18 protein-coding genes and 1 riboswitch are annotated in these 24,385 nt (G+C 43.4%); of the genes, 6 read left to right on the forward strand and 12 right to left on the reverse strand.

Annotation, left to right across the window (positions count from 1 at the left end; genetic code table 11):
• From D4T97_RS10490 to D4T97_RS10510, 5 genes are all read right to left on the reverse strand, one after another.
• The gene (locus D4T97_RS10490; protein WP_126050438.1) at positions 1 to 1,137 is read right to left on the reverse strand and encodes an ABC transporter ATP-binding protein; all 1,137 of its coding nucleotides are present in this window, start codon (positions 1,135 to 1,137) and stop codon (positions 1 to 3) included.
• A gap of 176 nt (positions 1,138 to 1,313) precedes the next feature.
• Positions 1,314 to 3,455, reverse strand: a complete 2,142-nt coding sequence (locus D4T97_RS10495) for an acetate--CoA ligase family protein (protein WP_126050440.1) — start codon at positions 3,453 to 3,455, stop codon at positions 1,314 to 1,316.
• A gap of 333 nt (positions 3,456 to 3,788) precedes the next feature.
• The gene (locus tag D4T97_RS10500; RefSeq protein ID WP_126050442.1) at positions 3,789 to 4,979 is read right to left on the reverse strand and encodes an acyl-CoA dehydrogenase family protein; all 1,191 of its coding nucleotides are present in this window, start codon (positions 4,977 to 4,979) and stop codon (positions 3,789 to 3,791) included.
• A gap of 16 nt (positions 4,980 to 4,995) precedes the next feature.
• A complete protein-coding gene (locus tag D4T97_RS10505) occupies positions 4,996 to 5,784 on the reverse strand; it encodes an SDR family oxidoreductase (protein WP_126050444.1) in 789 nt (262 codons plus the stop codon).
• A 396-nt stretch (positions 5,785 to 6,180) separates the two neighbouring features.
• The gene (locus tag D4T97_RS10510; RefSeq protein WP_126050983.1) at positions 6,181 to 6,954 is read right to left on the reverse strand and encodes an enoyl-CoA hydratase-related protein; all 774 of its coding nucleotides are present in this window, start codon (positions 6,952 to 6,954) and stop codon (positions 6,181 to 6,183) included.
• Positions 6,955 to 7,212: 258 nt separating this feature from the next.
• Here D4T97_RS10510 and D4T97_RS10515 point away from each other — a divergent pair, with 258 nt between their 5' ends.
• From D4T97_RS10515 to D4T97_RS10520, 3 genes are all read left to right on the forward strand, one after another.
• Positions 7,213 to 8,568 (forward strand): sigma-54 interaction domain-containing protein, encoded by a 1,356-nt coding sequence (locus D4T97_RS10515; RefSeq protein WP_126050446.1) that lies wholly within the window; start codon positions 7,213 to 7,215, stop codon positions 8,566 to 8,568.
• Position 8,569: 1 nt separating this feature from the next.
• Positions 8,570 to 8,746, forward strand: coding sequence for a hypothetical protein (locus tag D4T97_RS20505; protein WP_164525533.1), 177 nt, complete (start codon positions 8,570 to 8,572; stop codon positions 8,744 to 8,746).
• Positions 8,747 to 9,294: 548 nt separating this feature from the next.
• Positions 9,295 to 10,236 carry a nuclease-related domain-containing protein gene (locus tag D4T97_RS10520; RefSeq protein ID WP_126050448.1) on the forward strand — a complete coding sequence of 314 codons (942 nt, stop codon included), beginning with the start codon at positions 9,295 to 9,297 and terminating at the stop codon, positions 10,234 to 10,236.
• Between the two features lie 541 nt (positions 10,237 to 10,777).
• Here the strand turns inward: D4T97_RS10520 and D4T97_RS10525 are convergent.
• A complete protein-coding gene (locus D4T97_RS10525) occupies positions 10,778 to 12,169 on the reverse strand; it encodes a YjiH family protein (RefSeq protein ID WP_126050450.1) in 1,392 nt (463 codons plus the stop codon).
• A 502-nt stretch (positions 12,170 to 12,671) separates the two neighbouring features.
• Between D4T97_RS10525 and sda the strand changes: the two genes are divergently transcribed.
• Positions 12,672 to 12,872, forward strand: coding sequence for a sporulation histidine kinase inhibitor Sda (sda, locus tag D4T97_RS10530; protein ID WP_126050452.1), 201 nt, complete (start codon positions 12,672 to 12,674; stop codon positions 12,870 to 12,872).
• Between the two features lie 200 nt (positions 12,873 to 13,072).
• Positions 13,073 to 13,414 carry a 2Fe-2S iron-sulfur cluster-binding protein gene (locus tag D4T97_RS10535; protein ID WP_126050453.1) on the forward strand — a complete coding sequence of 114 codons (342 nt, stop codon included), beginning with the start codon at positions 13,073 to 13,075 and terminating at the stop codon, positions 13,412 to 13,414.
• Positions 13,415 to 13,764: 350 nt separating this feature from the next.
• Here the strand turns inward: D4T97_RS10535 and thiO are convergent, their stop codons facing one another.
• The 4 genes from thiO to D4T97_RS10555 form a co-directional block, all read right to left on the reverse strand.
• The gene (thiO, locus tag D4T97_RS10540) at positions 13,765 to 14,880 is read right to left on the reverse strand and encodes a glycine oxidase ThiO (protein WP_126050455.1); all 1,116 of its coding nucleotides are present in this window, start codon (positions 14,878 to 14,880) and stop codon (positions 13,765 to 13,767) included.
• 149 nt (positions 14,881 to 15,029) lie between these two features.
• Positions 15,030 to 15,140: riboswitch (TPP riboswitch) on the reverse strand.
• Between the two features lie 223 nt (positions 15,141 to 15,363).
• The gene (locus D4T97_RS10545) at positions 15,364 to 16,905 is read right to left on the reverse strand and encodes a BCCT family transporter (protein WP_126050457.1); all 1,542 of its coding nucleotides are present in this window, start codon (positions 16,903 to 16,905) and stop codon (positions 15,364 to 15,366) included.
• A gap of 14 nt (positions 16,906 to 16,919) precedes the next feature.
• The gene (locus tag D4T97_RS10550; RefSeq protein WP_126050459.1) at positions 16,920 to 18,509 is read right to left on the reverse strand and encodes a zinc-binding metallopeptidase family protein; all 1,590 of its coding nucleotides are present in this window, start codon (positions 18,507 to 18,509) and stop codon (positions 16,920 to 16,922) included.
• On the reverse strand, positions 18,506 to 20,161 hold the full coding sequence (locus tag D4T97_RS10555; protein ID WP_126050461.1) for an amidohydrolase: 1,656 nt from the start codon (positions 20,159 to 20,161) through the stop codon (positions 18,506 to 18,508). The genes D4T97_RS10550 and D4T97_RS10555 overlap by 4 nt, the downstream gene beginning before the upstream one ends.
• A gap of 275 nt (positions 20,162 to 20,436) precedes the next feature.
• Here D4T97_RS10555 and D4T97_RS10560 point away from each other — a divergent pair, with 275 nt between their 5' ends.
• Positions 20,437 to 21,804, forward strand: coding sequence for a sigma-54 interaction domain-containing protein (locus D4T97_RS10560; protein WP_126050463.1), 1,368 nt, complete (start codon positions 20,437 to 20,439; stop codon positions 21,802 to 21,804).
• 307 nt (positions 21,805 to 22,111) lie between these two features.
• Here the strand turns inward: D4T97_RS10560 and D4T97_RS10565 are convergent, their stop codons facing one another.
• Positions 22,112 to 22,978 carry an MBL fold metallo-hydrolase gene (locus tag D4T97_RS10565; RefSeq protein ID WP_126050465.1) on the reverse strand — a complete coding sequence of 289 codons (867 nt, stop codon included), beginning with the start codon at positions 22,976 to 22,978 and terminating at the stop codon, positions 22,112 to 22,114.
• Complete coding sequence (nhaC, locus tag D4T97_RS10570; RefSeq protein WP_126050467.1) at positions 22,978 to 24,378, reverse strand: Na+/H+ antiporter NhaC; 1,401 nt, start codon at positions 24,376 to 24,378, stop codon at positions 22,978 to 22,980. Before nhaC ends, D4T97_RS10565 begins: the two co-directional genes overlap by 1 nt.
• Between the last annotated feature and the right edge of the window lie 7 nt (positions 24,379 to 24,385).

A 24,385-nucleotide genomic window follows, 5' to 3' on the forward strand; every position in this document is an offset into this window, starting at 1 on the left:
TCAGGCCCCCCTGCTTCCATCCAGGGAGTATACATCCCTCATATGTCCGACAATACTTCCCCTTGTCACCAAGCCAAGCAGCGTACGATCGGGTTTGGCAACCGGAATGTATGATAACTTGCTTTCATCCAGAATTTGTACAGCTTCACTTAGTAATGTATCCGGTCCAATAATATGCTGGAATGGCTGCATGATATCTTTTACCTGCTTTTTTTCATTCTCAAATTCTCTCGAAATATCATAGATAGAAACATAGCCTTTAATATGACTATCATCATCAACCACTACCAGAGAATCGACTTGCTTGCTTTCCATCATTTTCATAGCGACGGCCAGCCCGCGGGATGGAAAAATGGTGGCAGGCTTTCTCACCATCACATCCGCGACCGAAGGAATTTCCAATGCTTCCTTCAAACGCTTTTTACCAATGAAATTTTTCACAAAATCGTTTGCAGGACGCCTGAGAATTTCTTCGGGACTTCCACTTTGGACGATCGAACCATCTTTCATCAAAACAATTTTATCAGCGATCTTTAAAGCTTCATCCATATCATGTGTAACAAAAACAATGGTCTTCTTTATTTCCTTCTGCAGACGAATGAGCTCTTCCTGAAGCTGTTCACGTGTAATCGGATCAAGCGCACTAAACGGCTCATCCATTAAAATGATTGCCGGCTCGGCAGCCAGCGCTCGGATCACTCCGATGCGTTGCTGCTGGCCGCCGCTCAGTTCGTAAGGATAGCGGCTCTTATACATTTTAGGATCCAAACCAACCAGATTCAGCAGCTCATCCACACGTTCATTGATTCGTGATTTTTCCCATTTCAATAAATTGGGTACAACACCGACATTGCGCTCAATGGTCATATGGGGAAATAATCCGGTATTCTGGATAACATAGCCGATTTCCCTTCTGAGCTGAACCGGATTGATATGCGAATTGTCGGTCCCGTCGATAAGAACATTTCCCCGTGTCGGGTTAATCAAGCGATTAATCAGCTTCATGGTAGTCGTCTTTCCGCAGCCGCTCGGCCCGATTAAAACTGTAATCTCTCCTTTTTCACATACGAGATTAATATCCTTCAAAACAACCTGACCGCCATCATATTGCTTAAACACATTTTGAAATTCAATCATATGGAATCACCACCTTTTTTTAAATGTTGCTCTACTAAACACCAGTCCGCTTTTAAGATAAAAAATACCCCTTTCCTGGATTGAACCCTTCCATTTACCTATTTTTTGATACTTTTAAAATATTATTCTAAATATTAACATTCCCTCGAAAATTGTCAACCGCGTGAAATTGATACTTACAATAAAAGTTTATCTTCCGGTATATTCATATCTTCAGCTTTTATTGGGTGAGCCTTGCGAATGAATGCATCCACAGCTACAGCACCCTGGCCTTCCGGGAGCACTAAAAGCGGGTTGATATCCATTTCCAGCAGTCTGTTCCAATTAGCCGCCGCATATGCTGCAACGGATTCAGCCGCTTTTACGACCGCCTCGATATCCCCTTTCGGCCGGCCCCGATAACCTTTTAATAACTTTATCCCTTTAAGAGAGTGTAAAGCTTCTACAATTTCTTCACGTCTGCAAGGCAGTAAAACAGGCACACTATCATGGACTAAATTGACAAATTCGCCGCCCATGCTAATGACCAAAGCCAACCCGAATTGGTCATCCCTTTTGATGCCAATGTTTAATTCTGCCACCGCACCCGGTACCATCTCTTCTATTAAAAACTTCATATCATGCCCTAGCTGATGTGCCAGATTTTTATGCATTTGGACCAGTGCCTTCCTGATTTCCTTTTCATTGTTGAGATTCAATATGACCGCGCCAATATCAGTTTTATGCGCAATTTCGGTGCTTACTGCCTTAACGACAAACGGCCCTTCCAGATCCTTGCCGATGAGATCTTCGTCATTTAAAGAGACCAGCTTGCCCCTTGGTATTTTCATTCCATAGGAAAGAATCTCTTGTTTTCCATGCCATTCGTCCAATGTAATTGCTTGGACCTGCTGATTCCCGCATAACAGTAATTTGACCGGAGCATCTTTTTCCATAAAACTGTATAGACTTTTCCTTTCTCTGTACCTTGTGACAGCACTGATCGCGTTAAAGGCCTCCGTTATCCCCTGCAAAGGTGTAATCCCGGCAGCAATCAGTTTTTCGCGGATAACCGCGGGGATACCTTCAGGTAATACAGAAATAACAGCGGCCGGCAGCTTCATTTTTTTCCGGGCCTCTATAAAAGCATTGATTGATGCTTCCCATGGTTGAATATTCCCATTATCCATTTCCAGCAAATCTAAAATTAACAACGTCACATCAAACGGCCCCTGCATAAAAGTGATAAAACACTTGGCCAGTTCCGCTTCTTTCCCCCAGATTGATGTATTGTAATCAAGCGGATTGGAAACATGTTCAAATTCAGTCAACTGTGATTCCAACTCTTTTCTTTGTCCGGCATTTAAACCGGGAAAAGAAAAACCTTTCTCCGCCGCCAAATCGGCTGTAATCGTCGACTCGCCGCCAGAACATGTGAGGACACCCAAATTTCGTCCTCTTAGTGGACCGGTGACTGAAAATAACTTTAAGGTTTCTAAAAAAGCGGATAACGAGTCGACCCGGCAAATATTCAAGCGTTTGAATAACGCTTGATATAAATCATCTGCACCAGCCAACGAGCTTGTATGGCTCATTGTCAGTTGACTTCCGATCTCAGAAACACCTGTTTTAAATGCAACTACAGGAACCCCTTTTTTCAAAGCAATTTTTGATGCCCTGATAAACGCTTCAATATCAGCCAGACCTTCAATATGGAGGCCGATTGCTGTAACTCTTGGATCTTCACACATGACTTCCATATAATCAGCAACATCGAGAACGGATTGATTCCCAATACTCAAAACGTAGGCTAGGGGCAGGGAGCGGTCATTCATCGTGATGTTCAAACTTGTATTTCCACTTTGGCTGATGATTGCCACACCTTTATCGGACACGCTTGTACCGTGCCGATCCGGCCATAACGGGACCTGATCAAGATAATTAATTACTCCATAACAATTCGGACCAACCAAGGCCATATTTCCGGCTGCTTCCACCAAATCTTTTTCCAATTCTTTATTGCCAATCTCCGAAAATCCTGCAGCATAACAAACGCAGCCGGAAGTCCCGAGCATTGCCAATTCCCTGATCACCTGGACTGCTCTGTCTCCCCGCACAGCAATAAAAGCGGCATCAGGTGCTGCAGGAAGAGCGTTAATGCTTTTACAGCATGGAATTCCTTCAATTTCATCCAGCGTTTGATGGACTACATAAATTTCTCCTTTATATCCTATTTTTTTGCAATTGATAATCCCCTGCCGGACAATGTTCTGATTGCCTATGAAAACAACATGTCGCGGCATAAGCATACGCTTTAAGTTCTCCTGTTTGAGATTCATCCATTTCCACCCCCGTGTTCCCAAGTTAAATCAACGTGATGACCCAATTGCTGGTGACAGATCACAGCATCAGTACGGACAGCGCTCCTGGTTCAACGTAAAACGAGCACATTATTAAACCCGCTATCGTTGACATTTTCTTTAATCAACGAAAATGATTATTGTTTTGCAGCTTTAACGAAAAGCCCTGTACAGGGTTTGCAGGTGCCTCCCTATTTTTGGAAAAGCCCAATGCAGGGGTGCGGTTGTCTCCATATTTTGTGAAATGCCCAATGCAGGGTTGTAGTTGGTTGCCTATTTTGCGAATAGCCCGATACAGGCTTTATTTATTCCTTAATCAACGTAGAGCCCTAGTCCCCGCTTCTTTATTTGCCCGCCAATAATGACCCGCTGTATCTCAGAGGTGCCTTCCCATATCCGATCCACCCGGACATCGCGCCAGAGGCGTTCCACTGGATTTTCACGCATATATCCCCGCCCGCCAAGAATCTGCACGGCTTCATCACATACACGTCCGGCCATTTCCGAACAATATAGTTTTAAAGCTGCTGCACGTGCATGATTCACTTTCCTGTCTTTGCTTTCTGAAATATCCCAGCAAACACGATAAAGCATGCTTTTTGCAGCCATAATGTCTACGGCCATATCCGCTAGTTTGAATTCAATCGCCTGGAAGTCGCGAATGCTTTTACCAAATTGGGTGCGGTTGGCTGCAAAGTCGTTTGCCGTCTCTGTCGCCCGGATTGCAGCACCGATACAACGCGCTGCTATTCCTAAACGCGCCTCAACGAACCAGTCTTTCGTCAAATCATACCCTTCTCCTACTTGGCCGAGCACTTTGCTGTCATCGACAAATACATCTTCAAAAATAAATTCCGGATGCTCGTAGACGAAATTATGCGTATAAAGCGGTGTGCGCTTCACCTTAACGCCCGGCAGATCTTTATCAACAAAAAATACAGTTGCAAGTTCCGGCTTTCCATCGACATGTGCGTGTACGAGCAGGTAATCCGCTACATCGCCGACAGTAACAAACCATTTTTCTCCATTTATTCTGTAACCTCCGTCTACACGGTCAGCCCTGGTGAGGCACTGCTGAGGATCGGAACCTGCTTTTTCTTCCGTAATCGCATAGGCATCGCGCCGTTTTCCCTGATTCGTAGGAATTAAATATTCTTCTTTTTGCTGCTTCGTTCCAAACTGCATGGGGAAGGCAGGCTGAAATACCGTATCCCAAATCGCATTCGTCACCTTGCCCAACTGTTCATTCACAATCATTTGTTCAAAGATCGTCAATCCTTGCCCGCCATCTTCTTTGGAATGATTAATGGCATTGAAACCCCAATCCATCACCGCCTGATTGATTGTTTGTAAACTTTCCCGGTCCAGCCCGTTATTCTCTTCACACTGCAGTTCATAAGGCATGAGTACTTCTTCAGCAAATTGTTGAGCCCTTTTTTGCAATTCTTGATGAGGCATAGATAATGATTCTCGAAAACTATAAGTTACAGCTGTTTTTGTCATATGAACATCCCTTCCCCTATACTTGATTGGTGGCTCCCATTAAATGTTCGCCCCCGTCTATTTCCAGTGTTGTTCCTGTAATATAACTTCCTGCCGGTGACAATAAATAGGCTGCAGCCTCCGCCACTTCCTCCGGTTTTCCCATCCTGCTGATCGGCAGACGGTTGATGCTTTGTTCCAACTGATTGGAGTCATACTGCTGCAAACCGCTGGTTTCGATCGTTCCCGGTGCAATGGCATTTACATTAATTCCATGACTTCCCCATTCATAGGCCAACGTTTTTGTCATATTAACCACGCCTGCACGAGCAGCCGCCGCATGCACCATACCGGGCATTCCGGATTTCAGGCATAAGACAATATTTATAATCCGGCCGGCACGGCCATTTTCAATCAACATTCGGGCAAAAGCAGAACTCATTTGCCACGTGCCCTGCAAATTCAAATCCACCACCGCGCGAAAACCATTCGCAGAAATATCCAAGGCGGGTGCGGCAAATTGACCTCCAGCATTATTAATTAAAAAATCACACCCACCCCACCGCTCGGATACTTTTTCGAACACTTCCTCTACTTCCTGTTCCTTGCGTATATTAGCCGGAATAAAATCAGCCTGGATGTTTTCGCTTCGCAAATCAGTAACGGCTTTTTCTAATGTTTCGGCCGTTCTTGAAACGAGAATAACATGTGCGCCCAATTGACCGAGCAACTGAGAAATGGCAAGACCGATTCCTGTGCCGCCTCCGGTAATCAGTGCCGTTTTCCCCTTAAATAATTGAGGGGCAAAAATTGTCTCCTGACCCATATGAATCATGCACCCTTTCTGAGTCATACTGTATAGCATTCGTAAAATTCGCATAGTGTTTCGTAAGTTGGACAGTGTTTCGGATTTTCGGATAGTATTTCTGTAATCTGGACAGTATTTCTAGATTTTGGATAGTATTTTCATAACCTGGACAGTATTTCTGATTCTTGGATAGTATTTTCGTAATCTGGACAGTATTTCGGGTTTTTGGATAGTATTTCTGTAATCTGGACAGTATTTCTACTTTCGCGATTGTGCTTCCCACTTTGGAATAAATACTTTCGTAAGATCTCTGTTTTTTCCCTGGGATCACCATCCCCAGATAGTATCGCGCTTCTTCGCCGCACCCTGTAATCGCGCAATTTGAAAAAGCAAGCACTTCGAAACTTCAGACCATCACTTTCCTGACCAAACGGGGTCACGCTTTTCCGCAAAGGACTTCTGCCCTTCTAACACATCTTGGGATTGAAGCATTTTTCGATAATGAGGCAATTGTCCGCTCCGCATAATTTCATATCCTTCTTCTACAGGGACATGCTCCGTGTGCCGCAGTACTTCTTTTACAGCCGATATGGCCAAAGGGGCTGCCCTGACAATTTCATTGGCCACCTTTCTAGCTTCATCCATTAATTCCGTATCTTTGACAACATGATTAACCAAGCCAAAATGGTGTGCCCTTTCAGCGCTCAAACGCCTTCCTGTATACAACATTTCCAAAGCTATTGCCCGCGGCAGCACTTTGGGCAAACGCAGCACACCGCCCGCATCAGGGATAATTCCGATACTTACTTCAGGGAAGAAAAACTCGGCATGATCCGCAGCTATGATCAGATCACATGCAAGCGCCAATTCAAAACCACCGCCCACCGCTAATCCATTCACCGCGGCAATGACAGGTTTCCGCAAGTCAAAGATTTCCGTTAAACCGGCGAATCCTCCTGGACCATGGTCTGCATCGACCGCCTCGCCCGCTTTAAGATCCCAGCCGGCCGAAAAAAATCGATCGCCCGCTCCAGTAATAATTGCTGCCCTCAAGGAAGGATCGTCCCGAAGCATAAAAAAAGCTTCGGCCAATTCCATGCTTACATCTGTATTAATCGCATTCGCTTTTGGTCTGTTCAACACTATCTCCAACACAGGGCCATTCCTGCTGATTTCTGCATAATTCATTTTCACTGGTCCCCCCTTCCTTCTAGACTACGATTGCAAAATCCGTGCCAAAATGCCGGTGCTTTATTTATGCGTTTTCTCATTTATCGCAGTCGAAAAATTGAGTCTTTTATTACTCATAGTGGCCATAATTGACTCATAATTTTGAATAAAGTGTATTTAGTGGTGACAGAACGTGATATAATACCCATACATCGTTATTTTTCCAGCCTTTAAACCTAGATAGAAAATTTTATTTTGACATGAGGTGCGAAGAAAATGGATCAGACGAATAACGCAAATGAAATTGAAATAACGGCGGAAACGCTAAAAAGCCTATTGGATTACTCCTCGGATGAGATTTTTATTTTTAATAACAAGAGACAGATTATTTATGTGAACGGAGTCTGTGAAAGAAACTACGGATTAAAAAAAGAGGATTTGCTTGGAAGATACAGCAATGACCTTTTTGAAAAAGAATATTGGACACCTTCCATCTATCCGGAGGTTTATATAAAAAAAGAGCCCTTATCTATGATTCAAAAAACAAACACAGGTGCGGAATTGCTTACTTCTGCCATCCCTGTTTTAAATGACGATAATGAAGTTGAATTAGTGATCACTACTGCAAGGGAATTAAAAAACTATAAAACAATCAACGAGAACAATGCCATGCCAGAAAAAGAGCTTCACGGCATGATTGCCCACTCCAACAAAATTAAAAACACCATCACATTTGCTCAAAAAGTAGCAAAAACCAATTCCACTGTTTTGATCCAAGGCGAATCTGGAACCGGTAAGGGGATACTTGCCCGTTATATCCATCAGGTAAGCAATCGGAAAGACAAGCCATTTTTAACGATCAATTGTGCAGCAATTCCCGAAAAACTGTTAGAATCCGAACTGTTCGGGTACACAAAGGGAGCTTTTACAGGGGCTGCCCCATCGGGGAAAACCGGGTTGCTGGAAGCGGCAAATAATGGAACAGTGTTTCTCGATGAAATTGGCGATATTTCCTTGGTACTGCAAGCAAAACTTCTTCAAGTAATCCAAGATAAAGAGTTTATTCCGGTCGGCGGGCAGGAGAAAAAGAAAGTGAACATCCGGTTCATCGCTGCAACAAACCGGGACTTGGAAAAGCTGATCGAAAATGGGGAATTTCGCGAGGACCTCTACTATCGTTTAAACGTCATTGATATCACATTGCCGCCGCTCAGGGAGCGCAAAGAGGACATTACTCCGCTTATCTATCACTTTTTAAATAAATTCAATAAGGAGTACGAGACAAATAAGCTTATTTCACAAAAGTGCCTTACTGCACTGACGAATTATGCCTGGCCGGGCAATATCCGCCAATTGGAAAATTTAATAGAAAAGCTGGTCATTGTCAGTGACACAATCATTGATATCCACGACCTCCCTGAAACCTTTAACAAAAAAAAGAAGGCAAGCATACAGCTTGATTCCTCCTTAACCCTTGATGGAGCTGTGGAACAAGTAAAGCAGCAGTTGATAAGAGATTCATTTCAAAAACACAAAAGCTCTAGAAAAGTTGCGGAAGAATTGCAGGTCAGCCAATCAACCGCGACCAGGCTCATACGGAAATACTGCGGGGAGTTGGAGGTAGAACAGTAGTATGTGGAAAGAGGGAAGGTTCAGCCGGGGGCTGGACCTTTCTTTGTGGCGGGTAGTGAGAATCGGGGGGAATTTTGAACAGGATATCCGGAAAGTGGATTACTGGACAGTATTTGTGATTTCTGGACAGTATTTTGAGAAAGCGGACAGTATTTACGATCTTTGGATAGTATTTTAAGAAAGTGGACAGTATTTACGAATTTCGGATAGTATTTCGAGAATGTGGACAGTAATTACGGCTTTTGGACAGTATTCCGAGAAAGTGGACAGTATTTACGAATTTCGGATAGTATTTCGAGAATGTGGACAGTAATTACGGCTTTTGGACAGTATTCCGAGAAAGTAGACAGTATTTACGAATTTCGGATAGTATTTCGAGAATGTGGACAGTATTTACGGCTTTTGGACAGTATTCCGAGAAAGTAGACAGTATTTACGAATTTCGGATAGTATTTCGAGAATGTGGACAGTATTTACGGCTTTTGGACAGTATTCCGAGAAAGTGGACAGTATTTACGATTTTTGGATAGTATTTTAAGGAAGTGCACAGTTTTTTTAAAATATGAATAGTAATCATATTAAGCTATTTGATCGCAGCCTGAGCGTAATCTTTTTACTATAGTATGAAGGATTTCAAAGAAGATTGTCGAATAGCACTATAACAATTAAGAACGAGGTGGTATATTGATCAAGAAGTTCAGGAAGATTCCGTTAATAATCCTAATAATGGAAGCTCTTTTAAGACGGATTCACCCAAATCATCCGAGTAGGGGCAAAATTGAGGACGAGCTTAGATTCAGGAGATCCGGTTACCACGGAGAATTACAGTTGGATTATTTCATGGCACAGTTGCCTCGACACGGACACTACATTTTACAAGACCTTCGGCTTCCCCTTTCGAACAACACTTTTTTTCAAATCGATTCTCTCCTTTTATCGAGATTTTATTTTACAAATTATGAGGCGAAAAACCACTCTGGCACCTTGATTTTTGAGGAGCAGCAGATGCTTCGGACGTATGAAGGCAGTACTGAATCTTACCCCAATCCCATTATTCAGGCAGAAAACCAGCAATACCATTTGGAAAATTTAATAAGAAAGCACCTCAACATAACTCTTCCAAGTACCTCTTTTGTAGTCGTCACGAACCCTTCTTCCATTATTAAATTTGACTCCCAATATGAGCATATCGCTAGCAAGAAAGTAATACGCCCTGCGGCCATTCGACAAAAATCTGAATTATTTTGGAAAAATCATCAGGAGCCACTTTTGTCGAATGCTGATCTTCAAAAAATTTGCCGCCGTCTTTTAAAGCTTGATACTCCATTAAAAATTGACATTTTAAAGGAATTCCATATTAAGAAAAGTGACATTTACCTAGGAATTATTTGTGCGAATTGTAAGTGTGCACCTATGATAAGGGCAATCGGAACTTGGAAATGCAAGAACTGCGGATTTTCCGATAAAATGGCACATGCCCAAGCATTGATTGATTATTTCCTTTTAGTCGGGGATACCATTACAAACCGGCAGTTCCGCTACTTCCTGCAGTCGGATTCCATTTCAGTGGCTGCAAAGCTGCTGGCTTCCCTAGATCTGCCATTTAAGGGAACCTTCAAAGACCGGAAATATTATTTATCATTAGATGGATTGAGGAAGTGGGTGTAAGCGAGATGGATTGTTTTCCCGTTTTTGGTAAAAGGGTAAAAGACAGTAAGGAAATGGACAATCCGGAGAGTGGTTCTGAAAATTAATGAGTATTGACTCCTTGATCATTGAAATGTAGGTAATTTATCAACTCTTTTCATGAACAGCTTCTGAGGGTCACCACAGGGCGTTGGGAGACTTTGTGTTTCTGCCAAATAACTGGAAAACATTTCATAAATTTAGGACTGTGCTTTCGATAAGTGGACTGTATTTGAAACTCTCGACAGTATTGTGAAACTCCCGACAGTATTTCAAGATCTTAGACAGTATTGCAAAATTCCCGACAGTATCTCAAGATTCCGGATAGTATTTCAAGAAACTGGAAATTACTTCACCCTGCTGAACAGAGGGTTTAAAGTAATTTCCGTTCCCAACTAATATTTTCCCTAGCCAAAATCCCCAGGATGACCATTCTAGAATAAGCGAGCCGTCTCCATCCTAACGCAATACCAAAAAAAGACGACCGGCAAACAACCGATCGTCTCCACTTCTCAACAATATCTTAAAACACCCAATGTGCAATCAACGTTACAATTGGCAACGTAATCGCCGTTCTCAACAAGAAGATCAGAATCAAGTCCTTCAAATTGACCGGCAGCTTGGATCCCAAAAGCAATCCGCCCATTTCGGACAAATACACAAGTTGCGTAACGGACACACAGCCGATGACAAACCGTGTCATTTCACTTTCAATCCCGCTTCCGATAATGGCAGGCAGGAACATGTCTGCAAATCCGATGATCATTGTCTGCGATGCCGCAGCTGCTTCCGGAATTTGCAATGCGGAAAGGATCGGAATGAACGGCATGCCCAGATATTTAAAGACCGGCGTGTATTCCGCGATGACGACACCCATCGTTCCGATCGCCATGACCACCGGAATGACGGCCAACCACATTTCGATGACATTTCTGAAGCCCTCTTTTACGATGGACGATACGTTTTTATTTCTGTTCGCCTGTAAAACCGCTTCGCTGATTCCATGTTTAAGCGGATGAACGTTCGCAGGAATACCTTCCTCGACCTTTAATTCTGTATGCTCGTAGCCCGTATCCGGCTTTCTGGACAATGGAGGAATCCGAGGCATGATGATCGCTGCAGCCAATCCAGCGATTACTATTGTCGCATAATACTCAAGGAAATATTCTCCCAAATCCAAATACGAGTTTATTACAATTGTAAAAGTGATTGACACAACTGAAAATGTTGTTGCAATAACAGCGGCCTCGCGCTTCGTATAATAACCGCCTTCGTATTGCTTGGAAGTCAAGAGCACGCCGATCGTGCCATCCCCAACCCATGATGCCAAGCAGTCCAGTGAAGAGCGTCCAGGAATTTTAAAAATAGGACGCATCACTTTTGCCAGCAGCGCACCAAACAACTCCAGCAGACCGAAGTTCAGTAACAATGGAAGGAAAAATCCTGCCAATAAAAACGTCGTAACTAGAATTGGAATCAAATCATAAGCCAGTAGTCCGCCGGTATTTTCACTGCGAATCCATTCCGGACCTACCTTATAAACTGACATGAATGCAAAAACCGATCCCAAAATTCGTAGCGTAAGCCAACCGTTGGACGCATAAAAAACAGTACGAAGAAATGAATTTCCCATGATAAAATTCGGTTTGGAAATCCGGGCAACAATCGATACTAAAACTGATATCATCATTAACCACGTTGCTGCAACAGGTACATAATCAACCAAAAAGTCATTGATCGCCCCTGCTAAAAAAGCAACCGGAATTGTAATTCCATCCTCTGTTTTCACAGGCACCATAAACAAATAAATTCCGATCAAAGACGGAATGATAAACTTCAAATAATGAACAATCGAATAGGACCGCAACGAAACCGTCTTATTCTTAATAGGTATTTCCTTAGCTTGAAGACTCATTTTTATCTCACCTTGCTGTCATATTTTCCCGTGTACAAACTCTATGCTACTGTTGAACGCGTTTATATTTTCATAAAAATCCACGCCCGCTAAATCTATGCTGAAATAACAATAATAACTTTTAAAAATCCATCGCATTGCATTATTATGCATTAAAACCTATCGTTTGTCCACCCCAAATTATTATTTTAGTATAAACTAATGTGAGTAGATGGTTATTAGGGAATATTTTGAGGGAATGAGCTAATAATGCCATTTTTTTCAGGCAACAGATAACAGATTATATAGTGACAACCCATCCTTTACGATGTCATAAAAAATCCGGACTTTCGTGCAAAGTCCGGGATTGACAGACATCTACTTGTGCCGCCTGTAGTACTTTTGTTATAATTCTTTTATACTATTCCATCAATTTTAAAAATATCATTTAACAGGTTGACAACATGATGGTCGCGATTAATCGTTTAGCTTTAAAATATAACAAGTTGTTGAGGGTGAAGAGATGAACAGACTTTCAGACAATCTTCTAATAACTTCGTATCAAAAAGCCATCGAAATCAATGAGGTTGATCCATTTTTTATTTCTCTTTTACAAAAAGAAATTGAAAGACGCAAATTAGAAAGCTATGACCACAACAGTTTTAGTTGTTATATTAGAAGTATTGAAAGTGTTTCTTTAAATACTAAGAAAAAACCTTTTTAAGATTCCGGTCCGTATCAATTGAAAAAGGACATATGATAATTCTACATTAAATCTGTACGGTATTGCCCAAATTCAAAATTACCCCGGACTACATCAATTTAAAACCTGTGCCCTTCGACAAAATCCGAGGAGGGAAAGGCACCAAAAATGGTATGATTGGCAATAACAAATATTTTTTATAGGTAACAAGGAGGGGCTATATGCCTACGGTCAACTTCTACAGCGAAGATACATTGTTAAAAAGTGTAAATGTAGCCAAAGGAAAAACCATTTTACAAACGGCGACTCTAGGCCGAGTGGCTTTAAGACAAAAATGCGGCGGTAAAGCTTCCTGTCTAACATGTAAAGTTTCGATTGAGGACCAGGTAAATATTTCAGAGCCATCACAAAAAGAAAAATGGAAGCTGGGAGAGGAAAATTTGGCAAAAGGAGTTCGCCTAAGCTGTCAAACCCGGGTGTATGGGGATGTCAAAGCAACGATTCCAGAAGATCCTTACAAAGCAAGAATCCGGGCGTTGCTTGAGCAGGCGAGAAAGGATTGATTAGTGCCGCTCACTACCCGAAAAGCAACGTGGTTTCGGCTTTCTATCATTACCTAGATTCCTCTCCACTTTCCATCATCCCTTGTAACACAATTGCGCCTCTCCTCCCCACTATCCGAAAAACTTCCTGGATGGTGGCTACCCAGCAGTCCACCCCTTCATAATAATGCTGTTACAGCGGTAGTCTTCAGGATTTCCACATTCGCCTCACCGAGTATAGATGAATATAACGGCTAGCGTAGAGCATTCCCATCCTATCAAAGATATTTAGTATTTTTGCATACCTTTTATCTATCAAAGTCATCTTACATACGGCGTTTGAAATAGCTTCAGTGAATAACAGGCACCGTTTAAACAGAGAACCGTCCCGGAGAAAAAGGCGTAAGCATCTTTTTCACCTTTTGACAGCCTTTTACATACTCCTTCATCCGTATACCCGTAATGGGGCTTAGCAAAATACCGTTTCGGTAATGTCCGGTACATATATGCAGACCCTCGATAAACGGGTGGGAACCCATGACCGGCAAATGATCAGCCGCTTGAGGGCGCACACCTGCCCATGTTCGATCGACCGTTCCATCAAGCAGTACGGGCAACAGGCGGGAAGCCCGCTTCAATAGAGAGAGAATGCCCCGAGCCGTTACAGACGTATCAAAGGAACCGGGAATAGACGTTGCTCCGATCAGCATTTCTTTATTTCGCTTCGGGACAATATAACAGCCATCTACAGCAAAAACTGTTTTGACCGGTGCAGGTCCGGCCAATCGAATCGATAAGCATTCGCCTTTGACAGGAATGACTGGCAAGGAAAAGTCTGTATCGGCCAAGAGACTGCTGCTCCAAGCACCCGCTGCAACCATGACTTGAGTTGTATGAAACGGACCAATCGAAGTATCGATCCCTGATATCTGACCTTGCTGAATCACCAGACGTAAAACTTTTGTTTCCTCGTATACATGTACGCCAGCATTTACCGCTGCTTTCAAAAAAGCCTTGGCTAGCAGTGGCGCTTTTACTTGATGGTCTTTTTCCAGTAAAATAGCACCGGCCGTTCGGGACGTCATACAAGGCTCGACTTTCGGCACTTCCTCCGGCTCAAGCCACTGAATGGATGGGTCTTTTTTAGATAAAAAGCGAAATTGTCGGTGCAACTCATCCCGGTCCGATTCCGTGGCAGCTGTTTTTACTAGGCCGGCCGTTCGTAATTCAATGTCAATGCCTGATTCAGACAACAATTCGTCACGAAGGGCAGGAAATATCATCCTGCTTTCCAATGCCATTTCCAACAACGGGTTTTCCCGCTCAAACTCGTTTTGCGCACCCAGCATGCCGCCTGCCGCCATAGAGGCCTGTCCGGCTTTACCTGCATCAAATATCGCCACGCTTAAGCCTTCCTCAGCCAGGCGATAGGCAATGGAACAACCGATTACACCGCCGCCGATAATAATATGGTCATATGCTTTCATGATCTCCACTCCTTTTGGGTCATTAAAATGCTGATGTAACTGAACAACAGTGCTGATCTGTATACCATTCAAACGGTTGGGAAATAAAAAAACGCCGCTTTCATAGAAGAAAGCAGCGCTTCATGTAAACAGTGTATAGCATACAATTGATTTACGTTTTGCCACTTCCCTCCGCCAGTACGAACTGGATCAGGTTCCAGGAGTCCCAAAGTCAATCACTTTGATCTCAGCCCTTTTCAAGGGCACCTCCAGTGGGTAAATTGTTCATTTTTTTCAGATTAACATACTACTAGAAACTTGTCACTTAAATCTATATATCAAATCAGAAACGGTAACAGGCCAGAGTCAATGCCGGCACAAAGGCAAATAAGAGTAATTTTTTGGTCATTAAATCCCTTTAAAAGATCGCTTTAAGCACACCTAGCAACATCTTACACCCTATTGATTATTCGATACCATTCGGGATATGACACCAAACTCTTTTTATCCCACTTCTCTTTCTCCGACTTCGCAAGATTCGATATCCTCTTTTGGTTCATAATTGCTGCCCAACTTTTCATTCCTTAATGACTTAATGAATGATGCACACATGAATAGTACAACTACAGAAAATGGCAACCCTGCCACAGCAGATACGGTTTGCAATGGGGTTAAACCGCCGCTCAACAGAAGTGCAATCGCCACTCCAGCAATAACTGCACCCCACATAATCTTGCTTTTATTTGTAGGGTTTATAGTTTCCTCACTATACATTCCGAGCACGTACACAGTAGAGTCTGCAGATGTGACAAAGAAAATAATAAGGGATATAAAGGTCATAAATATAAGAACAGGGCTATACGGGAACAACTGCAAGAAATAAAATAATGCTGTATCCATATTTTCCAATATCCGATTTGCCAGCTCATTGTTACCCAAGTTTACAATATTATAAAGTGCGCTTCCCCCAATAGTTGAGTACCAAATCATAGTAGCTATAGTTGGAATGAGCATTGCTCCAAAAATAAACTCCCGAATTGTTCTCCCTTTGGAAATTCTCGCTATAAAGAGGCCAACGAATACACCGAAGCTAATTGCCCACCCCCAATAGAAAAAGTCCCAGCCGGCCTGCCATGTATAATCATTAAGAAATGGCTCTAAATGAAAGCTCATACTAATGAAATTCTGCAAATAATCACCTGTACCATTAACAAGAATGCTTAGGATATTGCGTGTTGGTCCGGCTATAAAAATAAACATCATAATTGTCAGCGCCAGCACAATATTAATATTGGATAGCCACTTAATCCCACGTTTGATTCCAGTACTTGCAGAAATGATAAAAAGCGTTGTAAGAAACAAAATGAGTATTATTTGATTCGTAAAATTGTTTTCAATTCCCCATACATAATCAAACCCTGCTCCCATTTGCTTGACCCCAAGTCCCAATGAGGTAGTGATTCCGCTGATTACTGCAAAGATAGCAAGGATATTAATAAACTTGCCTATTGGCCCGAACGCCCTTTTACCCAGCAACGGCTCCAAGGTTTCGTTTATCAATGGTAAAGTATTCTTCCTGTATTGAAAATAGGCCATGATTAAGCCGATAATGGCATAGGAGCCCCAACTGTGCAGCCCCCAATGAAAAAAGGTATATTGCATGGCGGTTTCGGCAGATTCCTTTGTTTCTCCTGCGCCAAACGGCGGATCGATATACATGAGAACAGGTTCTGCTACACCCCAGAAGAACAAACTGATGGCCAAGCCCGCGCTGTACAACATGGCGATCCACGTGAAACGGTTGAATTCCGGTTTATCCGTATCTTTTCCCAATCGGATATTTCCGTACTTTGACAGTGCCACATATAAACAGATAGCAACAAAAGCAAAAGCAACAAGCATATAATACCAGCCAAAATTCTCGCCAATAAAAGTAAATAAAATGTAATTGGAGAGTTCCCCCATTTTATCAGGAGCAATAACCCCAAAAAGTACAAAAATAGACGTTAAGATTAATGCTCCAATGACAACAATATTTTTAGCCATAAAACCCTCCCTTTCTATGATTCTTTTTCTTCCATTGTTGGTATGACCCATTCATGTCCACGCTCCGTTGTCACATATTCCGGCCAGCGGTAATGAATTGGCGGCTCGTAATCACAAAGCGGAGCTTGCCACTTGATTCCATTGATTCCGCCACCTGTTCTTTCCTTGAATTCCTCCTGGGCCTTCCTTAAAAGCTCTGGTTGTGTCAATAAATCGATAATTGTCATTCCAACCGTTTTTGACGCACTTTTGATCATTGGATCGATGCATTCCCGTATTCCTCCAAGAGCATTCATCACCCAAGTTGGATAAGCGTATCCTGGTTTGGGAGACTTCAAAGCTGGCCTTCCGATATACAATCGTACCGTAGGAGCATGCCAGCAGTATTCCGTATAATCATCGGATGTAAAGTGTTGCTGCCAGGCAGGCAATATGTCTCTTAGCTTTTTTTCAGCCTCTTCAGGATCTATCAGTTGTTCAACTTCATCTAAAAATGGTTTTTCCATCGGCTCGAAGCCAAGGTTTTCCTGAATTTTTTGTGCTACCTTGATTGCTTCTTCATCAAAAACTGGAGCGCCGGCAATTTTTAGATTGTTAAAAGTAGCCTCAGCCATCGTGTGATTGGCCAATCCCGTACGTGACTTCGCAATCCAGTTCCGCTTCCAGTTACAGTGAGCAACTTTTGCAGCGCTTTCAGCATTGCGGTCAAGAACCTCCATGACTTGTTCAGCCATCTCCGTATTCGGGACACGGATAAAATAGTAAATTTGCGCCATTTGTCCTGGAATATTATCTGCAGTTGCCTGACCAGTGTTTAAAATAGTTTCATTCATGGACCAACCCATTCCGTTAGAAAGCATATGTTCTCGATACATTTTGGAAAGCGTGTACATATTTATAACGGCATCGGTTGCGCCAGGAGCGCGAGCTTCAGCATGAGACGCCGGAATCGGCGAGTCCGATCCAGAAGAGAGCCATGTTTCCGGCTCATCGCATGTGAACGTATAGATGGCCGAGAAAGCAACGGCACAATGTGTATCCCACCGCGTCGTGTTGCATAGAGGCAGCATGTAGAACGGATGGAAGCTAATCGCTGCATCCAGATCATCATAATACCCTTTTGCCGCATGGATCGGCTTCGATCCTCTTAATTTTTCTGCCGGTTCACCAAAGAACTTCAACGTCCCCTTAATATTGAAATTTTCCATGGCTGCCTTCGCTGCCAAGAAGCCGCCGAATGAGCCAATCCCTAAAGCGGAGTGTGGATCGGTATGTCCTCCGGCGTATTTGCTCAATCCATCCCGCGGACGTTCCACCGTGTCCGCTGCTTGGCAATTTCCAGGGACGGCATCGTACTCTGCATAACCGCCAATTACCGGTCCATCGCCGTTTTTCCAAGTGGCACAGAAAGCAGTGGGCATACCGCCACTGCCTTCTTCCACTGTAAACCCCTGTTCTCTTAGCTGTTTTATATACCAAGCAGAGGATTTGTATTCTCTCCAGGCCGTTTCCCCATAATGCCAAATCGTTTGATTCCAATCGGAGAGTTTATTTGTATTCTCATCTACCCAATCGATTACATGCTGTTTATTTTCTGAAATCATCTGGAAACCGCCCTCTCTTTTCTATTCTGTTTGGCGTATACTCTTTCCCCTGAAATCCATGTTTCGCAAACATTGATCTCTTTTAATTCGTCTATCTTGACTTCATATGGATCTTTTTCCAAAACAACGAAATCCGCCAGCTTTCCTTCTGAAATGGAACCAATGATACCCTCTTTATGAATCGATTTGGCTGCTTCAATGGTATATCCCTTCAGAGCTTCCGTCAGTGAAATCCGATGCTCTGCCCCAATGACATTCCCTTTCAGGGTCTCGCGGGTAACCGCCGCATACACAGCAAGAATTGGATTTGGTGGTGCTACCGGCGCATCGGATGAAAGAACAATAGGAATATTTTTCTCCTTGAACCAACCATATGGTGAATAATTATTTCCATGTTCACCGACTGCACGGACAACCCCTTCTCCAAATTGGAACACATGCTGCGGCTGAGGAACAGGCCAAATATCCAATTCAGCGAGATCATCAATTTGATCCTTGCTTGGTAGACCGCAATGCTCAATACGGTGCCGTACATCATTTCTCGGCTTCTGCTTCTGCGCTTCCCTGGCACTGTCAATCACGACCTGGATGGCGCCGTCACCCTGCGCATGAGTAATCGTCTGAAACCCTTGTTTGTGTGCTTTGACAAACATCTCTTTGAATTCCTCAGGCTCATGATATAAATATCCCTGCGTCCGCTTGCTGTCTGAATAACCGGAGGATAGATAAGCCGTTCCCGAATTAAGGGATCCGTCTGCATAAAATTTGATTGACCCGATGGAAAGCTGCTCATCACCGAATCCGGAACGGAAGCCAAGATCGATCAGCTTATCCAGATACGTAGATAGGAACGACATAACGATACGCATCTTTAGTTGACCTTTTTCCCGGGAGCTTTCGAATGTATCCAACTCCTGTTTCGTCACTTGCGGATCATTAATCGTTGTAACGCCCGCTGCAAGACATTGATCCTGCCCTACTTCCACAAGTGTCAACAGATTATCAGGCGTGTCCGGCATATGAATGTTCGGTCCATTGTTTCCAATCACCACACCGGCCTTTTTAGCAAAAAAGTCGTTGGCGCTGTCATACAATTGTCCATTAGGCACTCCATTTTCATCTCTTCCAATGACACCGCCTTCCGGATCATCCGTATGTTCATCTATCTCTAACTGCTCTAGAAACAAATGATTTACGACATTGGAATGCCCGCTGACATGCATAATCTGTACTGGATATTCCGTTGTCACGCGATCCAGATCATCTGCGGTCGGATAGCGCTTCTCTGCAAGAGTCCGCTGGTCAAATCCAAACCCCCGGATCATTCCGCCATCTTTCATTGTGTCTTTGAACTTAGACAGTTCGGCCACAATATCATCAATGCTCTTTACTTTCGGATAGCTCAGGTCAATCCATGTATGGCACATCCCCAGCATCATCAGATGCGCGTGTGGATCAATAAAACCAGGCATCAGGCAGCGGCCCTCTAAATCGATTTTCTCCACTACTTTTCCTGAAACCATTTCTTCACAGGCTTCCAGAGATCCCGCACGGATAATTTGATCTCCGCGTACGGCTACCGCTTCCACTTTTTCTTTTTCGTCCATCGTTAAGATGGTACCGTTATAAAATATTTTAAATTCCTCGTTCATTTGTCAGTCCCCCTAGTTGTTCGGAATAATTTTTATTGACCTTGCTATTAGATATTGCAATTAGCGTGCCAATAGATATTGCAATTAGCGTGCCAATGAAAAAACCGCTCAACATAAGGGAAGTTGTTTTTATCATACCTTACTTTTTATTCAACATTGTATAGTAAAGTAGTGGAACCCTCGCAAATACAAGGTTCTTTCTCCCTATACATAATTGTATAGGCCTATACAATTATGTATAATGTTCATATGAATACGTTGGGGGGTGTGGGGTAATGGCATTGGAGATTGGCGAGCGGTGGGAAGAGATTGTTGACGGCCTCTACACAGATGTCATCATCACAGACAAGCATGGAACCATTGTTTATGCAAACGATTCAACCGAATACTGGTTTAAAATGAATAAAGACGAAATTATTGGAAACAGCGTCTTTGAATTAGAAAAAAAGAGAGTTTTTTACCCTTCCGTTGCAAGAATGGTCATCGAGAGCAGTCAAAAGCAAACCTTGATCCAACAAACGAGAAATGAAAAAAAGCTGCTTGTGACCGGGAATATCATTTACGATGATAAGAGGAACATCGAATATATCGTCTGTTACTCGCAAGATATTACAGAAATAGAGAAAATGAAATCTTATATTAAAAAAGTAGAAAACGAATTGGAGAACGTAAAAAAGGAACTTCAATACTATCAGAAACTGCAAATGGAGGATTCCCACGTTGTCGCAAAAAGCCCTAACATGCAACGGGTATTGTCGATGATGGATCGCGTAGCAGATACCGATGCAACCGTGCTGCTCACTGGGGAATCAGGTGTGGGAAAAAGCCTTCTGGCTGAGCAGCTTCATAAGAAGAGTAATAGAAAAGGAGAGTTCGTTTCGATCAATTGCAGCAGCATCCCGGAGTCTCTTATAGAGTCAGAGTTGTTTGGCTATAAGCCAGGGGCATTCACAGGCGCAAGCCAAAAAGGAAAAGTGGGGCTGGTTGAAAAAGCCCACAACGGAACACTCTTTCTTGATGAAATCGGCGAGTTGCCGGTTAATGTGCAAGCAAAATTATTAATGCTCATTCAAGAAAAGACTTTTTACCGGATTGGAGATGCTCAACCAAAAGAAGTGAACTTCCGTCTCGTGGCAGCAACAAACGTAAATTTAGAGGAACGGATCAAAGAAGGAGCATTTAGGGAGGACCTTTATTTCAGGCTATCCGTCATTCACATCTCGATCCCTCCGCTGAGAGAAAGACAGGAAGACTTACTGAACCTTTTAATGAATATGATCAAGAAGTTTAATAAACGATATGGCAGGCATAAGGATCTTACTCATGAAACAATCGATTGCCTTCTTCGCTATTCCTGGCCCGGCAATGTCCGTGAGCTTTCCAATATAATCGAACGACTGGTGTTAACGATTGAAGAAGATGTCATACTGCCTGAACATCTTCCTGAAAATATAAATACAGCCCATCTGGCCGCCCCATTCATCGAAGTTGGCCATAAATCTCTCAAGGAAATCCTGGAGGCTACAGAAATTCGTGTATTAAAAGATGCCCGTGAAAAATACAATAGTACAACAAAAATGGCCAAGCTTTTAAAGGTTAGCCAACCTACCATTGTAAGGAAGCTAAAGAAGTATGGGTTATAGCTATCGCTATAGTAGGGCTTGCTAAACACAAAGCAGCATAACCATTTTCTAGGTTTTGCTGCTTTATGTTTGCATTAACTATGGAACCATTCATCATCCATTTACTTTTGACCAGCTGCCCCCAACATCCCTGTTTGTGTGTGGCAAATGGTTGAGACCGAGAATAAGATTAAGACCCCCTGACCAACCTTTCTCCAAATGCACCACGGAAAAAACCATTCATTTTATTTAGAGCAGAAAAAATAGCCGATTTCATATCATCCTTAAAAACATTCGACAAAACTCGGGAAGTGACAGGCACCACCCCCTACAACCTCAATTCCATCCCATCCTCAGCGATATGAAAACCAGCTTCCCTTACCTGTTTCGCAAAGGGATGGTCGGGATCGATGGCAGGGTTTGTATGGTTGAAGTGCGTAAAGTATATTTCTGTTGTGTCGGCCAAGTCATGAAGACGCTCCATTGTTTCCGTCATGACCGGATGAGGGATCTCACGGTAATCGCGGCCCATGTCTTCAATTTCCTTAACGGAATGGAAGGTGGCGTCCAATAAGCAAATATCCGCTTCCAACACCGCTTCTCTGAGATCAACCTCCCACTCATCCCAACGGTCAATATCAGGAATATAAAGCAGCTTCCGGTTCGGCCCTTCCACCCAGAATCCCCACGTTTCTGAAAACTCATTGCGGTGCGGAACCTCCACCGGCCGGACGACCACTCCCTCGCCGATTCGAATACATGAGCCTTCATTTATTTCTTCCACCTTAATGTTCCCCAAGCCAGTCAACTGGCTCCATGGCGCAGACTCCTCAAGCAGCTGTTTCATTTTTTTGCCGGCATAAGTAGTGATGCCTTTTGCCCCGATCGCCTCTCTTCCCAAAAAAAGCAGACCCGGATAATGACCAAGATGCGCATGGGTCAGTGTGATCCCGTCCATCAACTGCCCTTCCATCCCATATTTCCGTTGCAAAGCAGCCATTTGCTCCCTTAGGTCAGGCGACGCATCAATCAAATGCCACTGTTTTTCCTCCGGCCAGACAATAGCGATCGAAGCTGCAAGCCTTTTAAAACTATTATCCTCCCATGCTCTTTTACAATGGTCGCAATAGCAGTTGGGATGTGGAATACCCGCATCCTGCGCTGTCCCTAGCACATATAAAAAAACATCCGACATCAGGCAATCCCCCTAACTTTTTTCTTTTTCTCTGATCCAGTCCTCGTAATCGTCAATCCCGTATATCCATAAAGGATATTAATCAATGGAACCAAAAACGCAAAAAATGCATAAGGGATAAATTCTCCTGCTCCTACACCCAATACACCAGCCGCAAATACCGCCGGGACACCCCAGGGAACAAGATTAATGCCGACAGTTCCTGCTGCTTCCACACAGCGGGACAGATTCTTTGTATGAATCCCCATTTTCTTATATGTCTCAACAAACGTTCTTGCCGGAAGGATGATGGCCAGGAACTGGGCGCCGCTCGCAAAGGCAACGACAAAAGTGGAAAAAATGGTCATGCTGATCAATGAGCCTGTACTTTTCACTTTTTCAACCATTCGATTTGTCAACACCTTGAAAGCACCTGTTTCCTCCAGGATACCCCCGAGACCGGTAGCGATGATGAGCAAGCCGACCGTTCCAAGCATGGAAAGCAACCCGCCCCCGTTTAACAGTGAATCAACCGCCTCGACACCCGACTCGATTGTATAGCCGCTTGTCAACGAGTTAGCGACAGCTCCGATGGACTCACCTTGAACGATAACCGCAAGCACAGCTCCAAGCATGGCAACTACCGTCAAAGCAGGAATCGCTGGTGTCTTCTTAGCCATCAAAACAATGGTCAGTACGGGCATGAGCAACAGTGCAGGATGGATGATGAAAGATTCTTGCAAACCGCTCAATATTGCGTCAACCGTCTTTGTTTCAACTCCACCTGCAGAAGCCTGTCCAATAAAAGCATAAAGAACAACAGCAATCAAGAACGCGGGAATCGTATCCCACAGCATATGTTTTACATGGGTAAATAAATCGGTTTCTGCCATTACAGGTGCTATATTTGTTGTATCTGATAACGGGGACAATTTATCGCCGAAATATGCTCCGGAGATGATTGCACCCGCAATTAATCCAGGCGAAAAACCGAGTCCTTCACCAATGGCCATGAATGCCAAGCCGACTGTAGCGATAGATGTAAAGGAGCTTCCAAGAGTGATGGATACAATTCCAGTCACAATCGCCACCATCGGTACAAAAAAGGAGGGGTGAATGGAAGCCAAACCGTAATAAATCATGGAGGGAATTACACCGCTCGCAATCCATGAACCTATGATCATACCGATCAATAATAAAATGAATACCGCCGGCAATGCCCTTGAAACGCCTTTCACAAGCATTTCCTGGACTTCCTCCCACTTCCATCCTGCCAAAACAGCGACAACCGCTGCTGCCATCACGCCGATGATCAACGGCAAATGCATACCCGCTTTCCATATAAAAATTGAACACGCAGCGGCGCCCATCAAGGCTAATACTGGAATGACAGCCATTCGTGCGGACAATGTTCTGTTCATGTCAAAC

Source organism: Siminovitchia acidinfaciens (assembly GCF_003605385.1).
GTDB lineage: Bacteria > Bacillota > Bacilli > Bacillales > Bacillaceae_C > Siminovitchia > Siminovitchia acidinfaciens.